General features: G+C 66.4%; 13 protein-coding genes. 4 read left to right on the forward strand and 9 right to left on the reverse strand.

Going from position 1 to position 16342, the window contains the following annotated elements; all coding sequences use genetic code 11:
* From ACFP9U_RS16675 to ACFP9U_RS16685, 3 genes are all read left to right on the forward strand, one after another.
* The coding region (locus ACFP9U_RS16675) for an ABC transporter permease subunit (protein ID WP_378623154.1) at positions 1 to 597 on the forward strand (597 nt) is incomplete at its 5' end.
* A complete protein-coding gene (locus ACFP9U_RS16680) occupies positions 594 to 1466 on the forward strand; it encodes an ABC transporter ATP-binding protein (RefSeq protein ID WP_378623156.1) in 873 nt (290 codons plus the stop codon). The genes ACFP9U_RS16675 and ACFP9U_RS16680, both read left to right, overlap by 4 nt.
* A gap of 221 nt (positions 1467 to 1687) precedes the next feature.
* Positions 1688 to 4468 (forward strand): EAL domain-containing protein, encoded by a 2781-nt coding sequence (locus ACFP9U_RS16685; protein WP_378623158.1) that lies wholly within the window; start codon positions 1688 to 1690, stop codon positions 4466 to 4468.
* A 40-nt stretch (positions 4469 to 4508) separates the two neighbouring features.
* On the opposite strand, the gene ACFP9U_RS16690 is transcribed toward ACFP9U_RS16685, so the two are convergent.
* From ACFP9U_RS16690 to denD, 7 genes are all read right to left on the reverse strand, one after another.
* On the reverse strand, positions 4509 to 6155 hold the full coding sequence (locus tag ACFP9U_RS16690) for an alpha/beta hydrolase (protein ID WP_378623160.1): 1647 nt from the start codon (positions 6153 to 6155) through the stop codon (positions 4509 to 4511).
* Between the two features lie 168 nt (positions 6156 to 6323).
* Entirely contained in the window at positions 6324 to 7223 is a 900-nt protein-coding gene (locus ACFP9U_RS16695) for a carbohydrate ABC transporter permease (protein ID WP_378623163.1), read from the reverse strand.
* 128 nt (positions 7224 to 7351) lie between these two features.
* Positions 7352 to 8236, reverse strand: coding sequence for a carbohydrate ABC transporter permease (locus ACFP9U_RS16700; protein WP_378623178.1), 885 nt, complete (start codon positions 8234 to 8236; stop codon positions 7352 to 7354).
* Positions 8237 to 8380: 144 nt separating this feature from the next.
* Complete coding sequence (locus ACFP9U_RS16705; RefSeq protein ID WP_378623165.1) at positions 8381 to 9691, reverse strand: ABC transporter substrate-binding protein; 1311 nt, start codon at positions 9689 to 9691, stop codon at positions 8381 to 8383.
* Between the two features lie 130 nt (positions 9692 to 9821).
* Positions 9822 to 10889: an ABC transporter ATP-binding protein gene (locus ACFP9U_RS16710; RefSeq protein ID WP_378623168.1), complete on the reverse strand. Its 1068-nt coding sequence runs from the start codon at positions 10887 to 10889 to the stop codon at positions 9822 to 9824.
* A gap of 78 nt (positions 10890 to 10967) precedes the next feature.
* The gene (locus ACFP9U_RS16715; RefSeq protein WP_378623170.1) at positions 10968 to 11741 is read right to left on the reverse strand and encodes an SDR family oxidoreductase; all 774 of its coding nucleotides are present in this window, start codon (positions 11739 to 11741) and stop codon (positions 10968 to 10970) included.
* On the reverse strand, positions 11734 to 12726 hold the full coding sequence (gene denD / locus ACFP9U_RS16720) for a D-erythronate dehydrogenase (RefSeq protein WP_378623172.1): 993 nt from the start codon (positions 12724 to 12726) through the stop codon (positions 11734 to 11736). The genes ACFP9U_RS16715 and denD overlap by 8 nt, the downstream gene beginning before the upstream one ends.
* A 306-nt stretch (positions 12727 to 13032) precedes the next feature.
* Between denD and ACFP9U_RS16725 the strand changes: the two genes are divergently transcribed.
* Positions 13033 to 13215 (forward strand): hypothetical protein, encoded by a 183-nt coding sequence (locus tag ACFP9U_RS16725; protein ID WP_322449823.1) that lies wholly within the window; start codon positions 13033 to 13035, stop codon positions 13213 to 13215.
* Between the two features lie 56 nt (positions 13216 to 13271).
* Here the strand turns inward: ACFP9U_RS16725 and ACFP9U_RS16730 are convergent, their stop codons facing one another.
* The gene (locus ACFP9U_RS16730; RefSeq protein ID WP_378623174.1) at positions 13272 to 15884 is read right to left on the reverse strand and encodes a PAS domain S-box protein; all 2613 of its coding nucleotides are present in this window, start codon (positions 15882 to 15884) and stop codon (positions 13272 to 13274) included.
* Positions 15885 to 16026: 142 nt separating this feature from the next.
* Positions 16027 to 16342: helix-turn-helix domain-containing protein (locus tag ACFP9U_RS16735; protein WP_378623176.1), on the reverse strand; the 316-nt coding region annotated here is incomplete at its 5' end.

A 16342-nucleotide genomic window follows, 5' to 3' on the forward strand; every position in this document is an offset into this window, starting at 1 on the left:
CTTGCCGCGTGCCTTTGTCTCGTCCTGTCGATCGCGCTCGTCATGGCGCGGCGGGCGCTGGAGCTCGCGCGTGCGGGCCCCGTGCCCGGCATCCTGGAGCGGATGAGCGACACCGGCGCGGCGATGGTGCTCATCGTTCCGCCCGTCGTCATCGGCGCGGGCTGGTTCATCCTGCTGCGCCACTTCGGGAACGTTTTCGCCTTCGCGCCCGTGATGGTGGTGACGGTTAATGCGGTGATGGCCATGCCCTTTGCGATCCGCGCCATCCGCCCGGCCTACGACGCGGCGAGCGCCAGGCACGAGAAACTGTGTGCCGCCCTCGGCATTTCCGGCTGGAACCGTCTGCGCCTGGTGGATTGGCCCACCCTCAGGCGGCCGTCCGCCACCGCGTTCGCCTTCGCCATGGCGCTGTCGCTCGGCGACCTCGGCGTGATCGCGTTGTTCGGCAGCGACCAGGTGCAGACCCTGCCCTATCTCCTGCTGCAGCGCATGGGCAGCTACCGCACGGCCGATGCGGCTGGAATCGCACTATTCCTGGGGCTTCTTTGCCTGGGACTGATGTTCGCGGCCGCGCGTTGGGGTAGGGAACGGTCATGACACCCCGGAAAAAACCCGGCGGCGCGGTGGTTCGGGCTGAAAAGCTCGACTTCGCCTATCCCGGCGGCCCGGGCATGCGCTTCGAGCTGTCCGTCGCGGCCGGCGATATCGTCGCGCTGATGGGGCCGAGCGGCTCGGGCAAGTCGACGCTGTTGAACCTGATCGCCGGCTTCGAGCGCCCGGATGCGGGGCGCGTGATTATCGGTAACGATGATGTGACGGCACTTCCGCCGCATCGCCGGCCGGTCTCCATGGTCTTTCAGGAGAACAACCTGTTCGCCCATCTCACCATTGCCCAGAATGTCGGGCTCGGCCGTTCACCGTCGCTGCGGCTGACGGCCGACGACCGGACCGCGGTGGGCGGGGCCCTGGCGCGCACGGGGCTTTCCGGCAAGGAAGGGCGGCTGCCGAATGCGCTTTCGGGCGGCGAACGCCAGCGCCTCCACATCGCCCGCGCGCTCGCCCAGGAGCCGCGCATCCTCATTCTCGACGAACCGACGAACCACCTCGACATTGAGCACCAGATCGGGCTTCTCGACCTGGTGCGCGCGCAGGACCTGACGGTGATCGCCGCGCTCCACGACCTCAATCACGCGGCGATGTTCTGCGATCGCGTCGCCGTGATGCAGGCGGGCAGCCTCGTCGCGCTCGGTCGCCCCGCCGAGATCCTCACCAGCCGGCGCCTCGCCGAGGTGTTCAAGGTGCGCGCCGACATCGAGACCGATGCCGCCGGCGGCTGCTTCATCCGCTATGCCCGGCCGGTGGCTCCTTCCGGCCGGGCGACCGCCATCCCGGAAGCCGCAGCACGGGCGGAGGCTCCGGGACATCCTGTGAATGCCATGCATTTTACAGCGGATCGGCAAGACTGAAGCCCCGCCTCACTTTCCCGCGCGCCGCGCAGCGACCCCCGCCTGGAGGAACTTCGGTAATCCCCGTCTTCGTTACTTAAAATGATTGTTTACAGCGTATCACTCGCGCTGGCACTCTGGTCCGACTGGGCGAACCGTCGCTTCCGGTGTCGAAGAAGAAAATGCCAACAGGGACTTCCAGGAACCGGCAAGGATCTCCAGGACAGCTCGGCGCTCTGGAGATGCGGTTCCGCGACGTATTCGACCATCTTCCGCACATGCTGTGGATCGGCAGGCCCGGCCGGCCGGCGATGCTCTGCAACAAGGCCTGGTGCGATTTCGTCGGCGTCTCGCGGGAGACCGGCCCTTCGGACGCCTGGCTCCTCAACGTGCATCCGGATGACCGCGACCAGGTTAACCATGCGTGGGAGACGGCCGTTTCCGAACGGCGGCCCTATGAGAGCGAGCATCGACTCGCACACCATGCCGGCGGGCATCGTTGGGTCCTCGCCCGCGGCGTCCCGCAAAGAGATATCGACGGTCGCCAATACTGGTTGGGCGCCACGACCGACATCGATCCGCTGAAAACGGCCGAGCACGATCTCGCACTGCATGCCGAGCGCTACCGCGCCCTCCACCTGACGAGCGCGATGGTGCTGTGGATCGCCACGCCGGATGGCCGGGTGATCGAGGAATGGGGCTGGGCGAATCTCTCCGCGCAAGACCCGGGCGAGTTCCACGGATGGGGCTGGCTCGACGCCGTGCATCCGGACGATCGCGACAGGGTCGTTGCCTCATGGGAGCGGGCGCGCAGGAATGCACGCTCCTATGGAGCGGAATTCCGCGTGCGCACGCCCGCGGGTGATTACCGCTGGGTGGAGGCCAGGGCCGTGCCCCTGCGCGATACCGAGGGCCGGATCAGCGAATGGGTCGGCAAGCTTTCCGACATTCACGACCGCAAGCAATGGGAGCGCTCTCTTAGGGCAAGCGAGGAGCGCCTGCGGCTTGCCGTCGAGAGCACCGCGCTCGGCATCTGGGACGTCGACCTCGTGACCGGCGAGCGCCAGTGGAACGACCGGGCGCGCGACATTCTCGGCATCGCTCACGACGCGCCGATCACCCGCGACACCTTCCCCGCCCGGGTGCATCCCGACGACCGCCAGGACGTCGAGCGGCTTTTCTTTATGGATAGCCCCGCCGACGGCTCCGTTTACAGCGGCGAATATCGCATCATTCGCGCCGATACCGGCGAGGAGCGCTGGGTCGCCGCCACCGGCCGAAGCTTCGTGGACGCAAGCGGGACCCACATCCGCAAGATCGGCACCATACGCGACATCACGAGACGGAAACGAACCTACAGCGCGCTGGAATCGAGCGAGCGCCGGCTTCGGCTGGCGCTGCAGGCGGCAAGGATGATCGCCTGGGAGCAGGACCTGACCACCGGCTTTGTCACCCGCAGCCAGAATGCCGAAGCCCTCCTCGGAATCGGCTCCGCTCCGCTCGAGGACTTCCTCGCGCGTGTTCATCCCGAGGATCGCCGCCTACGGCTCGATTTCCTCACCGCGGGGGGAAGCAACGAGACGGTGCAGATCCGCTACCGGGGCCCCGACGACCGGCGCCTGTGGCTGGCGGTGCGCGGCGAACACGCCGGCCCCTCCCAACTCGTCGGCGTGACGTTCGACATCACCGCCCAGAAGGACGCCGAGGAGGAAGTGCTGCGCATGGCCCGGGAGGACAGCCTCACGGGTCTTTCCAATCGCGACACGTTCCATGCACTGCTCAAGCGAAGCTGCGCCCGCGCCAGGGCGGAGGGGTCGGCGTTCAGCCTGCTTCTCGTCGATCTCGATCACTTCAAGGACGTCAACGACACGCTCGGGCACGATGCCGGCGACCGCATGCTGAAGGAAGCCGCCGCGCGGATGGTCGGCACGATCCGCAAGCGGGGCATTGTCGCGCGCTTCGGAGGCGACGAGTTCGCCGTGCTCATGCACGGAGTGGATGCTTCCGCGGCCTCCGATTGCGCCAGGACGATGCTCGATGCCCTGCGCCAGCCGGTCGTCATCCGGGGGCGCACCTTCTCCACGAAAGCCAGCATCGGCATTGCCCTGTTCCCCGGCGACGGCGACGATGCGAAGGATCTTCTCAAGAGCGCCGACATCGCGCTCTACAGGGCCAAGGATGAGGGCCGGAACCGCTTTGCCCTTTACGAGCCGAGCTTGCGCAGGAAGGTCGAGGAGCGCATCGCCCTTCTCGAGGACGTGCGCCGCGGCCTGAACAGCGGCGAGATCGTGCCCCATTACCAGCCGAAGGTTTCGCTGGTCACCGGCAGGATCGCCGGGTTCGAGGCGCTCGCCCGCTGGCAGCATCGGCAGAAGGGCCTTCTGACACCGGCCGATTTCGGCCTGGTTTTCGAAGATCCCGACCTAGCCCGGGCCATCGGCGGGCACATGCTGGACATCGCCACCGGCGACCTGCGCACGTGGCTGGACCAGGGCCTTGCCCCCGGCCGGGTGGCGATCAACATCAGCCCGTCGGAATTCCACGATGCCGATCTTGCCGACGCCTTCCTGGAGAAGCTCGCCAAACGCGGCATCCCCCCCGAGACCGTCGAGGTGGAGATTACGGAAGCGGTCTTCCTGGACGAGTTGTCCGCCAACCCGTCGGCGGTCCTCGACACCTTCCATGAGGCCGGCGTTTCGATCGCGCTCGATGACTTCGGGACCGGCTACGCCTCCTTGAGCCACCTCAAGCACTTTCCCATCGACCACATCAAGATCGACAGGAGTTTCGTTCGCGAGCTCGAGCGGAACGGCGACGACGAGGCGATCGTATCGGCCGTGATCCACCTCGCCCACCGCATGAAGATGCAGGTCACCGCGGAGGGCGTCGAGACGCGGAGCCAGGCCGCAAGGCTCAGGGAACTGGGGTGCGACACCGCCCAGGGCTTCCTCTACGGCCGCGCGATGCCCGCCGGCGAGGCGGGCGAATTCCTCGCGCGCTTTAACGCCGGCGCGCCGGGATAGACCGCATGGCCGGGCGATTCCGGTTGCCCCTTCCAGGCGGTCACTCTCGCGCGAAACGCTGCTTGAGCCGGTCGGCCTCCTCGGCCGACACGCCTTGTGGTGCCGTCACCGCCATCCAGGCGTCGATATAGTGCTCGGGCGCATAGACGTGGCCATGGCCCATGGGTGCGGTGATGGCCAGCGCCATGTCGAGCGCGAGCTGGAGGAAGGTGACGACCGGGTACCAGCGCAGTTCGGGCGAGACGTCCGGGCCGCGCGGCCGCTTCATCCAGTCGGGCTGCCGGTAGAGCGCGTGGTAGTCGAAAAACGTGACCGGATCGCTGGCATACTGGAGATAGACGATGCGCAGCGGACCCCAGTGCGCGCCGGGGATCTCGAGCGCGTTCGTCTGGTTGGTGAAGCGGACGAAGGATCCGTCGCGGAAGCGGGGCAGCCATTCCGGCGTGCTCGGCTCGCGGCGGCTGGTGACGTACTGCCACATGCGGTTGGCAAAGGGCGGGCCGCTCCACAGCGCGCCGTGATAGGGGTCGCCCAGGACCTCGAAGAACTCGGTGGAGGCCTCCGAGCCGAGCGAGCCGAGACTGAGACCGTGCAGATAAAGCCGCGGCCTTTCGTCCTCGGGCAGTTCCCGCCAGTGTCCGTAGACGGCGGAAAAGAGCGCCCGGGCCGTCTGCGTACCGTAGTCCGGCTCCACCAGCAGCGAAAGCCAGCTCGTGAGATAGGAGTACTGCACGGCCACGCTGGCGACGTTGCCGCCATGCAGATATTCGAGCGTGTCCATCGCCGCCGGATCGACCCAGCCCGTCCCCGTCGGCGTGACGATGACGAGAACGGAACGCTCGAAGGCGCCCGTGCGCTCCAGCTCCGCAAGCGCGATCCCGGCGCGCGCCTCGGGCGTCTCGGCGGCGTTGAGGCCGACATAGACCCGGATCGGTTCCATGGCCGGCTCGCCCCGGAAGGCTTCCAGCTCGCCGGCCGACGGCCCGGAGGCGACGAACTCGCGGCCTGCTCTGCCAAGATCCTCCCAGGCGACCAGGGAGGCGGCACTGCCCGTCTTCAGGAGATCGGCAGGTTGCTCCGTCTCCGGCTCCATCAGTGCGTCGTAGGCCTGGAAGGAGGTGTCGGCCGCGCGCAGCGCGAACCGGAACAGCACCCCCTCGACCGCTACCCAGAAGAGGGCGACCGCGACAGCGACGCCAACCACATTGGCCACGGGCGGCGGGATGTAGCGGCGCAGCCAAGCAGACGTGAAAGTGAAGAGGAGCCGGAAAAGGCGCGCCACGGCGAGCAGCAGGATGAAGGTCACCGCGGCGATCAGGCCGGTGCGCAACGGATGCGCGCTGTCGAGCAGCTCCATCCCCATGAGGCGGCGGATCGAGTTCTGCCATTCCGCCGCCTGCCAGAGAAACGCGACCGCGATACCGGCGCACAACACGGCCGAAAGATACTTGACGGCGCACAGCACCCGTGCGTTCGGCCCCGGCAGTTCCATGTAATGCGCCAGCCAGCGGCTGAACACGCCGATGCCGTAGCCCGCCGCGAGGGCAGCGCCCGACAGGATCCCCTGCGTAAGGAAAGTGCGCGGCAGGAGCGACGGCGTCAACGAGGCGGCGAAGAAGAGCGTGCCGACGAAGAGGCCCGCCGCCGAGAAGGAGTTCCAGAACCTTACGATCCATACATGCGTCATCGCGATCGCCGCGCACTCTGCTCCCGTTCCTGCCGAGCTATCACCCGTCGGCGCGAACGGGGCAACCCCGGCGCATTCATTCTTTCATGGAAGCGGCCGAGGCTTCGGCCGCTTGGAATCGCACGCAGGTTTGGGCGAAAACCGGTCCCGGTTCCCCGGTAGCGCCCCTTACTCCTTCACCGCGCCCGTCATCGAAGACACATAATAATCCACGAAGAACGAATAGAGGATCACCACCGGCAGCGACCCGAAGAGCGCCCCCGCCATCAAGGCACCCCACTCGAAGATGTCGCCGCGCACCAGTTCGGTGAGCACGCCGACCGGCACCGTCTTGTTCTCCGAGGACTGGATGAAGGTGAGCGCGTAGATGAACTCGTTCCACGACAGGGTGAAGGCGAAGATGCCGGCCGAGATCAGGCCCGGCACGGCCAGCGGCAGGATGATCTTGGTCAGGATCTGCCAGCGCGAGGCGCCGTCCACCAGCGCGCTTTCCTCGAGCTCGAAGGGGATGGAGCGGAAATAACCCATCAGGAGCCAGGTGCAGAAGGGAATGAGGAAAGTCGGATAGGTGAGGATGAGCGCCAGCTTCGAATCGTAGACGCCGGCCTTGAAGACGATGTAGGCGAGCGGGATGAACAGGATCGACGGTGGTACCAGGTAGGCTAGGAAGATCAGAAGCCCCACCGGCCGCGCACCGGTGAAGCGGATGCGCTCGATGGCATAGGCGGCAAAGACGGAAGCCGCGATCGACAGGAACGTCGAGGCGACCGCCACATACATGGTGTTGACCAGCCAGCCCGGGTAGGAGGTCTCGAAGAACAGGTAACGGATGTGCTGCAGCGTCGGCTCGACCACCCAGAAGGGGCTGTAGTTGTTGTAGTCGGTGAGCTGCGCGTTCGGTTTGATGGCCGTGATGGTCATCCAGTAGAACGGGAACAGAAGCACGAAGACGAAGAGCGCCAGCGGCAGATAGAGCACCACCACCCGGCGCGGCAGCCGGTTGAGATAGCTCATGCCCTCGCTGGCGTCGGTGAGCGGCTGGCCTTCCGACCGGGTCTCGGCGTTCATGATTGCCTCCCTGGGCACTGGCCTTTTCCGGCGTGCGCCGCGCCGGCATTCTTACGCGAACGCGTCAGCCCGGAAGCCGGCGTGTCAACGAAGGCGTGACAGAGCGAAAGCATCTCAGAGTCTCTCCCTCAATCCTGGCCGCCCTGCTGCCACTTGCGCCGCTGCAGGCCGAAGAAGCTGAACATGATGGCCGCCAGCAGGAACGGGATCATGGCGACGGCGATGGCCGCGCCCTCGCCGAGCTGTCCGCCGGGGATCGCCCGCTGGAAGGAGAGCGTGGCCATGAGATGGGTGGCGTTCACCGGCCCGCCGCGCGTCAGCACGTAGATGAGCTGGAAATCGGTGAAGGTGAACAGCACCGAGAACGTCATCACCACCGCAATGATGGGGGTGAGCATCGGCAGGGTGACGTAGCGGAAGCGCTGCCAGCCGGTCGCCCCGTCGAGCGAGGCCGCCTCGTGCAGGGATTGCGGGATGGTCTGCAGGCCGGCGAGCAGACAGATCGCCACGAAGGGAATGCCGCGCCAGACATTGGCGGCGATCACCGAGGCACGGGCGTTGTTCGGCGTGCCGAGGAAATTGATCGGGCTGTCGATGATGCCGAGCTGCATCAAGGACCAGGAGAGGATCGAAAACTGGGAGTCGTAGATCCACCAGAAGGCAAGGGCGGAAAGCACCGTCGGCACCACCCAGGGCAGAAGCACGATGGCACGGAAGAAAGCCTTGAAGGGCAGCTTCTCGTTGAGCAGCAGCGCCAGCCAGAGGCCCAGCCCGAATTTCAGGATCGAGGCGACGATCGTGTAGAGCAGCGTGTTGTACACGGACAGCCAGAACACGGAATCGCTGGCGAGGAACGCGTAGTTCTCCAGCCCGATAAAGATACCGTCGCGGCCGATGCGCGTGTCAGTGAAGCCGAGCCAGACGCCGAGCCCCAAGGGATAGGTCAGGAAGCAGACGAGGAAGACCGCCGCCGGCAGCATGAACAGAAAGGCGAGGAAATTGCCGTTCTGCATGATGGCGGCAAGCGAGAAGCGGGGCTTTTCGGGCGTCGCTACGGACGTCGCAGTTCTGGACATCGCACGTCTCCGGCGGGTGAATTCCAACGCACCCCGGCATCGCGAATGGACGCCGGGGTGACGAGCCTGAGCGGCTGGCCGCTAGATCCGGTAATACCGGTTGGCCCTTCTCTCGGCTTCCGCCGCCGCTTCCTCCGGCGTCGTCTGTCCGGTGACGGCGGAGGCGAACATGTCGACGAGCACGTAGTCCGCCATCACGCCCGCCGAGGCATAGCCGAGCGGGCCGGCATAGCCGTTGGGGCGCAGCGTCTCTGACGCCCGCGCATAGGGCGCGTGCACCGGATCCGCCGTCCAGATCGGATTGTCGGCGAATGCCTTGAGCGGCTGGCAGCAATAGGCGCTGGAGCCCTCGATCCAGGCATTCATCTGGTCCGCCTCCATCATGAACTTGATGTAGGCCTTGGCCGCCTCCGGATACTGGCAGTGGTTGAAGAGCAGGATGGAGCTCGTCTGGTGCAGCTCGGCGCTCTCGCCCACCGGCCCGATCGGGAAGTTGGTGGTGCGGATGTCGTCGGCGATCTCCTGCATCGCCGGGTCGTTCCGCGCCGCATAGTAGAGCGACACGCCGTTTGCCGTCAGCGAGATCTGCTCGGCCAGGAAGGCGCGGTTGTTGTTGATGTCGAGCCAGCTCTCGGTGCCGGGAATGAAGGTCTCGTAGAGCGCCTTGGCGTAGTTGATGGCCTCGATGGTCTCGGGGCTGTTGATGGCGACCTTGCCGTTCTCGTCCACCATCATGCCGCCATGGCTCCACAGAAGCCAATGGGCGTAGTTGTTGCCGTCACCGACGGCCTTGCCGTGCGGGAAACCGGCGGGCGTGCCGTTCGCCTTCATCGCCTTGCAGAGCTCGAGGAATCCTTCGCTATCCTCGGGGAATTCGCTGAAGCCGGCCGCCTGTATGTGGCTCTCGCGATAGCACACCGCGTTGCCGATCGCCGTCAGCGGCATGGCAATGAACTTGTCGTCGCGCGTGGCATAGCCCTTCACGCCGTCATACCAGCCGCCATACTTGTTGCCGAGATAGGTGGCGAGGTCGGTCAGATCGACCAGCTTGTCGGGATACTGGTGCGCGTCGTCGAACCAGCACATCACCATGTCCGGTCCGCTGCCAACATTGGCCGCCACGGCGGCCTTCGGGCGGATGTCCTCCCAGCTTTCCTGGTCGATGCGCACATCGACACCGGTCTCATCGATGAACCTCTGCGTGTTGGCGTTCCAGGCCTCCTCGTCGCCCTTGACGAAGGGCACCCAGCGCAACATGCGCAGGCTCGCCCCCTCCTCCGGCGTATAGGTAGGCTCGTCCTGGGCGAAGGACGGGCGTATGCCCATGGCGCCGAGGCCGGCCATGCCGGCAAGCCCCGCCGAAGCCGTCAGAAAGTCGCGTCTCTTGATCATTGTCCACTCCTCCTCTTGGATTGCGGGATCCGATATCCTGCCCACCCGCCGTCCCGCATGCGGGCGTCCGGCACGGGCCGGTCGACCGGAAGGCGCCTCCTCCGCCCCTTCCGGGCCGCCGGCCCGCGCCTCATCGCGAAAGCCTCCGGCCCGTTTCGGCATCGAAGAGATGCACGTGCCGGGCGTCGATGCCGAGCGAGATGGTCTCGCCGGGCGCTGCCCGCACCCGCTCGCGGAAGACGCAATTGGCGTCGCCGCCGCCGAGCCTGACGATCATGTGCGTCTCGTATCCCGTCGGCTCGATCACCACGACCTCGGCGGGGATGCCCTCGTCGTCGAGGCGGATGAATTCGGGCCTGAGGCCGTAGACCAGCTTCTGCCCCGCCGCCGCCTCGCCGGGATCGGCCACCGGCAGGCGCGTCCCGTCCTCGGCCACGAAGACCGTGCGGTCCTCCGGATCGAGCCGGCCGGAAATCATGTTCATGGCGGGCGAGCCGATGAAGCCGGCGACGAAAAGGTTGGCCGGGCTGTCGTAGAGCTCGAGCGGTTGGCCGATCTGCTCGACGATGCCGTCATGCATGACGACGATCTTGTCGGCCATGGTCATCGCCTCGATCTGGTCGTGCGTGACATAAACCGTGGTCGTCGCCAGCCTCTGGTGCAATTCCTTGATCTCGGCGCGCATGGCCACGCGCAGCTTGGCGTCGAGGTTCGACAAGGGCTCGTCGAACAGGAAGACCTGCGGGTCGCGCACGATGGCGCGCCCCATGGCCACGCGCTGGCGCTGGCCGCCGGAGAGCTGCCGCGGATAACGGTCGAGCAGGTGTGGCAGGCCGAGAATGTCGGCCGCCACCTTCACGCGGCTGTCGCGCTCGGACTTCGGCGCGCCCTTGAGCATGAGCGAGAAGGCCATGTTGTCGGCCACCGTCATGTGCGGATAGAGCGCGTAGTTCTGGAACACCATGGCGATGTCGCGCTCCTTCGGCGGCATCGCGTTGACGACGCGCCCGCCGATGCGGATGGAGCCGGCGGTTATGTTTTCCAGCCCCGCCAGCATGCGCAGGAGCGTCGACTTCCCGCATCCCGAGGGGCCGACGAGGATGACGAACTCGCCGTCGTCGATATCGATATCCACGCCCTTGATGACGGGAACCGCCCCGAACGACTTCCGCACATCGATGAATTCGACGCCTGCCATGCTCAGTTATTCTCCAGGATGTGGAAGGAAGTGCGGACGGGTGCGTGAAGCGGCTCTGCGTTTTCCATCACCTGTTCCCTACCCTCGCCCCACCAGCGGCATCTTGGTCGCCATCACCGTCATGCTCAGCACGTTCGCCTCGAGCGGCAGGCCGGCCATGTAGACCACCGCTTCGGCCACGTGGGCGACCGGTATCGTCGGCTCCGCCGCCGTTTCCCCGTTCGCCTGCAAGACGCCGGTGCTCATCTTCGCCGTCATGTCGGTGGCCGCGTTGCCGATGTCGATCTGGCCGCAAGCGATGTCGAAGGGCCGGCCGTCGAGCGCGGTCGACTTGGTGAGCCCCGTGATGGCGTGCTTGGTGGCGGTGTAGGGCGCGGAGTGCGGCCGGGGCGTGGTGGCTGAAATGGAGCCGTTGTTGATGATGCGTCCGCCGCGCGGGCTCTGCTTCTTCATCAGCCGCATCGCCTGTTGCGTGCACAGGAAGGTGCCGGTGAGGTTGGCCGCGAGAATGGCGCTCCATTCCTCGAAGATCACCTCCTCCATGGGCACCGGCCGCACATTGGTGCCGGCATTGTTCACCAGGAGATCGAGCCGGCCGAAGGCGTCCTCGATCTTCTCAAAGAGGTCGGCCACCGAGCGCGGGTCGCCGACATCGGCGGGAATGGCCTCGACACGCGCCTGCGTCGCCGATGCCATTTCCGATGCCGCCTTCTCCAGCACATCCGCGCGGCGGCCGGAAATCGCGACGGTGTAGCCTTCCCGCGCCAGCGCCTCCGCGATGCCGCGCCCGACCCCGGTGCCGCCGCCGGTCACCAGTGCGATCCGGCCCTTACCCGATTGTCCTTCAGCCATGTCCGATGGTCCCGCCAAGCTCGTCCTCGATGTGGATCCGGATGACATCGTCAAAGCTCTTTTCCGCGACAAAGCCGAGCGCCTCGGCGCGGCGCGCGTCGAAATCGGTGGGCCAGCCGGCGACGATCGCGCGGATCGCCGGGTCCGGCTCGCGGCGGATGAGCCGTACCGCCTTTTCCCCCGCCACACGCCTCAAGGCCTCGATCTCCTCTCCCACCAGGGCGGAAAGGCCCGGCATGGTGAGGTTGCGGCGCGTGCCGATCTCGTCCGTGTCGATCTTTGCCGCGTGGAGGAAGAAGCCGACCGCCGCGCGCGGGCTGGCGAACCAGTGGCGCACGTCCTCCTCGACCGGCAGCACCGCCTCCTGGCCGGAAAGCGGCTCGCGCAGGATGTTGGAAAAGAAACCCGAGGCCGCCTTGTTGGGCTTGCCCGGCCGGATACAGATGGTGGGCAGTCTCAGGCCCACCCCGTCGAAGAAGCCGCGGCGCGTGTAGTCGGCCAGGAGAAGCTCGGTGATCGCCTTCTGCGTGCCGTAGCTCGTCAACGGCGTGGTGAAGAACGTATCACCGATCTTGTCGGGGAAAGGTGCGCCGAAGACGGCGATGGAGGAGGCGAAAACCAGACGCGGCCGGTAGGGCCCGCGTGCCCCCTCGTGCCGGATCGCCTCGAAGAGCGCGCGCGTACCGTCGAGATTGACCCGGTAGCCCTTCTCGAAATCCGCCTCGGCCTCGCCGGAGACGATCGCTGCCAGATGGAAGATGATGTCCGGACGATCGGCTATCAACCGTTCGGCACTCCCCGGCGCCGAAAGGTCGAGCGCCGTCACCTTGGTGCGTTCCGCCAGGGAGGCGGGCGCGGGCGGCTCGACCACGTCGACGAGGGACAATCGGGTTACGGGCCTGCCGAGCGCGTCCTCTTGCGCGCCCAGCCGCTCGACGAGCTTGCGGCCCACCATTCCGGCAGCGCCGATCACAAGCACATGCATAAAGTCGCGTTCCTCCCTTTCGCGCCGCCTCCCTGCGGCATTTCCTTCCCGCACCCGCGGTGGCCGCGCAACATGACCTTGAACGTCATGCAACCGCCTTCGCCGAATTCTGCTGAGACCCTCCTCCGATCGGTTCGAACGCCGATGCGGCAACATAGCGCATCGACCGCGCGGGAAGTCAACCATGCACGACATCCACCCGGCGACGCCGGCATCTTGAATTAAATTGAACCGTTCGGATTTGCGAAAGCGCAAGGGTTCACGCGCCAGACTGCGGTGCCGGGGCGGTCGCAATGATGGTGAGAGATGCAAAGCGATTTCACGGCCGCGCGCGAACTGCTCGAATGCGCCCATGACAAGCTGTGCGGGTCGGACAAGACCAGCACCACCGTCCGCGCGGCGCTGGACACCCTCATCGAGGCCGTCGCCACGGCCGAGCACCAGAAGCCGCCGGCGCGCGTTATCCCCTTCCCCAACCAGGCGCGCTGACAGCGGAATGCTTCGGCGACTTCGCCACCGAATCGCTTCCGCCACTACCGGTCGGCTCAGACCCCCTTTTTACGGATCGGAACGGCGGAGACGTTCCTGCCGGCCAGCCGCGCAAGGACGTCGAGTGCCGCGTCACCGGTGAAGGGTTTCGTGATCATCGGCGCCTGGCGGAAAGCTTCGGGCAACTCGTCGCGCCCGTAGCCTGTCAGGAAGGCGAAGGGGATGTCGGCGCGCGTCAGCGCGGCCGCGAGCTCGTCCACCGGGTTGCCGTCGAGATTGGCATCGAGCAGCGCCACGTCGAAACCGCCCGCGGCGATGTGTTCCCATGCCTTTTCGAGTGTTGCAGCCGGCCCCACGACCTTGCAGCCCGCCTCTTCCAGCGTGGCGGCGACTTCCAACGCGATCGGCGCCTCGTCCTCGACGATGAGAACGCGCGCGTCCCGGCCCCGGGTCGGCGTGGACGGTGCGTGGATAGCCGGCGCAGGCGTCTCGAGCTGCCGCGGGGTCCAGAAGGCGCCGCCTTCATTGGCCCGCTCCGAGACCGGCAGCACGATCTCGCAGAGCAGTCCCTCGGCGCGATAGGAAAGCGAAACCTCGCCGTCATGCGCAGCGAGGCTCTTTGCAATGAGCGTCGTGCCGAAGCCGCGCGTGGTCGGAACCTTGACGGGCGGGCCGCCGCTTTCCTCCCAATGCAGGAGAAACCTGCGATCGCCGTTGGTCTCTACGCTCCAGCGCACGGACAACCGGCCGGCCGGAACCGACAGCGAGCCGTATTTGCGCGCGTTGGTGCCAAGCTCGTGCAATACCAGCGCCAGGTGCAGCGCGGGCTGCGGGTCGAGCGTGATCGCCGGACCGGAGAAGGTGATGCGTTCGTCCTCCGCGCCGCCGATCAGGAGCTGGTCGCGCAAGAGCGACAGGACATCGGCGCCCTGCCAGGAGTTGCGTGTCAGAAGGTCGTGCGTATGGGCCAGCGCCTGGATGCGGCCGCTGAAGCTGGCGGCGAAGGCGGCCGGGTCCCTGGCCAGGCGCACCGTCTGGTTGGCGATCGACTGGACCGTGGCCAGCGTGTTCTTGACCCGGTGGTTGAGTTCGCTGATCAGAAGACGCTGCAGTTCCTCCGCGCGCTTGCGCTCGGTGATGTCGCGCGCGACCTTCGAGGCGCCGACGATGCGGCCGAACCGGTCGTGCACGGGCGAGACGGTGAGCGAGACGTCGATGCGCCGGCCGTCCTTCGCGACACGCTCGGTCTCGAAATGCTCGAGGCGCTCGCCGCGCCGCAGCCGCGCCAGGATGTCATCCTCCTGGCTGTGCAGTTCCGGCGGGATGATGCGCGTGATCGGCTGCCCGATCATCTCCTCGGAATCATAACCGAAGATGCGTCTCGCGCCTTCGTTCCACGTCTGGACGATGCCTTCGAGCGACTTGCTGACGATCGCGTCGGAGGAGGAGGAGACGATGGCCGCCAGATGCGCAGATTCCAGCTCGGCGCGGTAACGGTCGGTTATGTCCACCAGCACGTTGACCGCGCCGGTCATCTTGCCATTCCTGTTATAGAGCAGCGTCGGATACGGCACGCAGCGCACGCGCGTCCCGTTCGGCTGCATGGCGATCAGTTCGGCGCCTTTGACGGCCCGTCTTTCCCGAAGAGTCACGGCCATCGGGCACTCCTCATGGGGCAGCGGGGTGCCGTCCGGCTTGAACAGCCGCCAGGTCACGCACCACTTGTCCACCCCGATCTCCGGCTCCCGACCCGCCAGCGCGACGGCAGCGGGATTGCAATAGGTGATCGTGCCTTCGGCATCGGTGGTGTAGACGGCCATCGGGAAGGTTTCGAGAACGTCGCGGAAGCGCTGTTCACCTTCGAGCGCTCGCTCCTCCGCCTCCAGGGTCCGCGTAACGTCAAGTGTCGAGCAGCGGGTGCCGACGAATATCCCGTCTCGGAAGCGCGCGCTCGAGGTGATGTGCACATGTCGGACGGAGCCGTCCTTGGCGCGCAGCCGGGCGGGATACCGGTCCAGGGCTTCGCCGCGGAAAAGCCGGGACAGGATATCCTCGATCACCGGCCCGTCGACGTGAAATTCCGAAATCGGCCGGCCGACATATTCCTCCCTGGTATAGCCGAGCATGTCCAGTTCCGCCCGATTGGCGCGCGCGATCACGCCGTCGGCGCCGACGATGTGAAGGCCGATGCCGGCATTCTCGAAAAAGTCCTCCAGTTCGTCCTTGCTGTCCTGAAGCGCCTCGTGGACACGCTCGAGCTCGGTGATGTCCTGAAAGCAGTTCACCGCGCCGACGAAAGCGCCATCGGGATCGAACAGCGGTTCGATGTTGACGAGAACGTGCCACCGCGTACCATCCGGCCGCTCGACGAGGACGTGTTGATCACGCGCGGGAACGGCGGTGCGCAGCACGTCCGCCATCGGTGTCTCATCGTGCGCCAGGGGTGTGCCGTCGGAGCGGTACAGCTTGTGCGCACCGCAGAAGCGCTCGTCGGTCTCGCCAATTTCCGGTTCGCGTCCCCAAAGCTCGGTCGCCCGGCGGTTGAACTGCCGGATGAACCCGTCCCGGTCGCAGCAATAGATGCCAATCGGAAGGCCGTTCAGAAATGCCTCGGAACCGAGTGCGCGTCGCAAAGCCGTTGCCGCCGGACTGAGTCCGGAGTCGTTCATCGCACTTCCCCCTTCAACCAGGTCCATCGGTCGGAACGAGTTCGCCGCGCCTTTGTTCCCTCTCCTTTTAGCGCCGGTGCTTTTTTTCGCAGAATGCCCGTCTTTCGGAAAAGTTCAAGGCGCCGGCCGCAGCCCGCCTTGCCTACAAAACACCCCAGGCGCGGTATCGCCCGCGACCGGTGATCTCGCGCACGCCAAGCTCACTGACAAGGTTGAGCGCGCCGCGCTGGGTGACCTTGAGCTCGGCGGCGATCAGCGCGGTGGTGACGACCGGGCGTGACAGGACCAGCTGCGCCAGATGCGGCAGGTGCGAGTGGCGGCGCTTGGTCTTGAGCCGCCTTTCCATCTGCGCGGCGGCGAGCTCCAGCCGGTCGATCTCCTTGAGGCCGGCCCGAGCCGTCTTTTCCAGCGCCTCGAGAAAGGCGCGGCAGCGCACTGCCGGGTCGGGACTGCGCCGC

It is taken from the genome of Nitratireductor sp. GCM10026969, from assembly GCF_042660605.1.
Classification (GTDB): Bacteria; Pseudomonadota; Alphaproteobacteria; order Rhizobiales; family Rhizobiaceae; genus Chelativorans.

What these genes read in the sequence shown, in the direction of transcription:
- ACFP9U_RS16680 (WP_378623156.1), top strand. Translation starts at nt 594, where the DNA reads ATGACACCCCGGAAAAAACCCGGCGGCGCGGTGGTTCGGGCTGAAAAG.
- ACFP9U_RS16685 (WP_378623158.1), top strand. Translation starts at nt 1,688, where the DNA reads ATGCGGTTCCGCGACGTATTCGACCATCTTCCGCACATGCTGTGGATC.
- ACFP9U_RS16690 (WP_378623160.1), bottom strand. Translation starts at nt 6,155, where the DNA reads ATGACGCATGTATGGATCGTAAGGTTCTGGAACTCCTTCTCGGCGGCG.
- ACFP9U_RS16695 (WP_378623163.1), bottom strand. Translation starts at nt 7,223, where the DNA reads ATGAACGCCGAGACCCGGTCGGAAGGCCAGCCGCTCACCGACGCCAGC.
- ACFP9U_RS16700 (WP_378623178.1), bottom strand. Translation starts at nt 8,236, where the DNA reads ATGCAGAACGGCAATTTCCTCGCCTTTCTGTTCATGCTGCCGGCGGCG.
- ACFP9U_RS16705 (WP_378623165.1), bottom strand. Translation starts at nt 9,691, where the DNA reads ATGATCAAGAGACGCGACTTTCTGACGGCTTCGGCGGGGCTTGCCGGC.
- ACFP9U_RS16710 (WP_378623168.1), bottom strand. Translation starts at nt 10,889, where the DNA reads ATGGCAGGCGTCGAATTCATCGATGTGCGGAAGTCGTTCGGGGCGGTT.
- ACFP9U_RS16715 (WP_378623170.1), bottom strand. Translation starts at nt 11,741, where the DNA reads ATGGCTGAAGGACAATCGGGTAAGGGCCGGATCGCACTGGTGACCGGC.
- denD (WP_378623172.1), bottom strand. Translation starts at nt 12,726, where the DNA reads ATGCATGTGCTTGTGATCGGCGCTGCCGGAATGGTGGGCCGCAAGCTC.
- ACFP9U_RS16725 (WP_322449823.1), top strand. Translation starts at nt 13,033, where the DNA reads ATGCAAAGCGATTTCACGGCCGCGCGCGAACTGCTCGAATGCGCCCAT.
- ACFP9U_RS16730 (WP_378623174.1), bottom strand. Translation starts at nt 15,884, where the DNA reads ATGAACGACTCCGGACTCAGTCCGGCGGCAACGGCTTTGCGACGCGCA.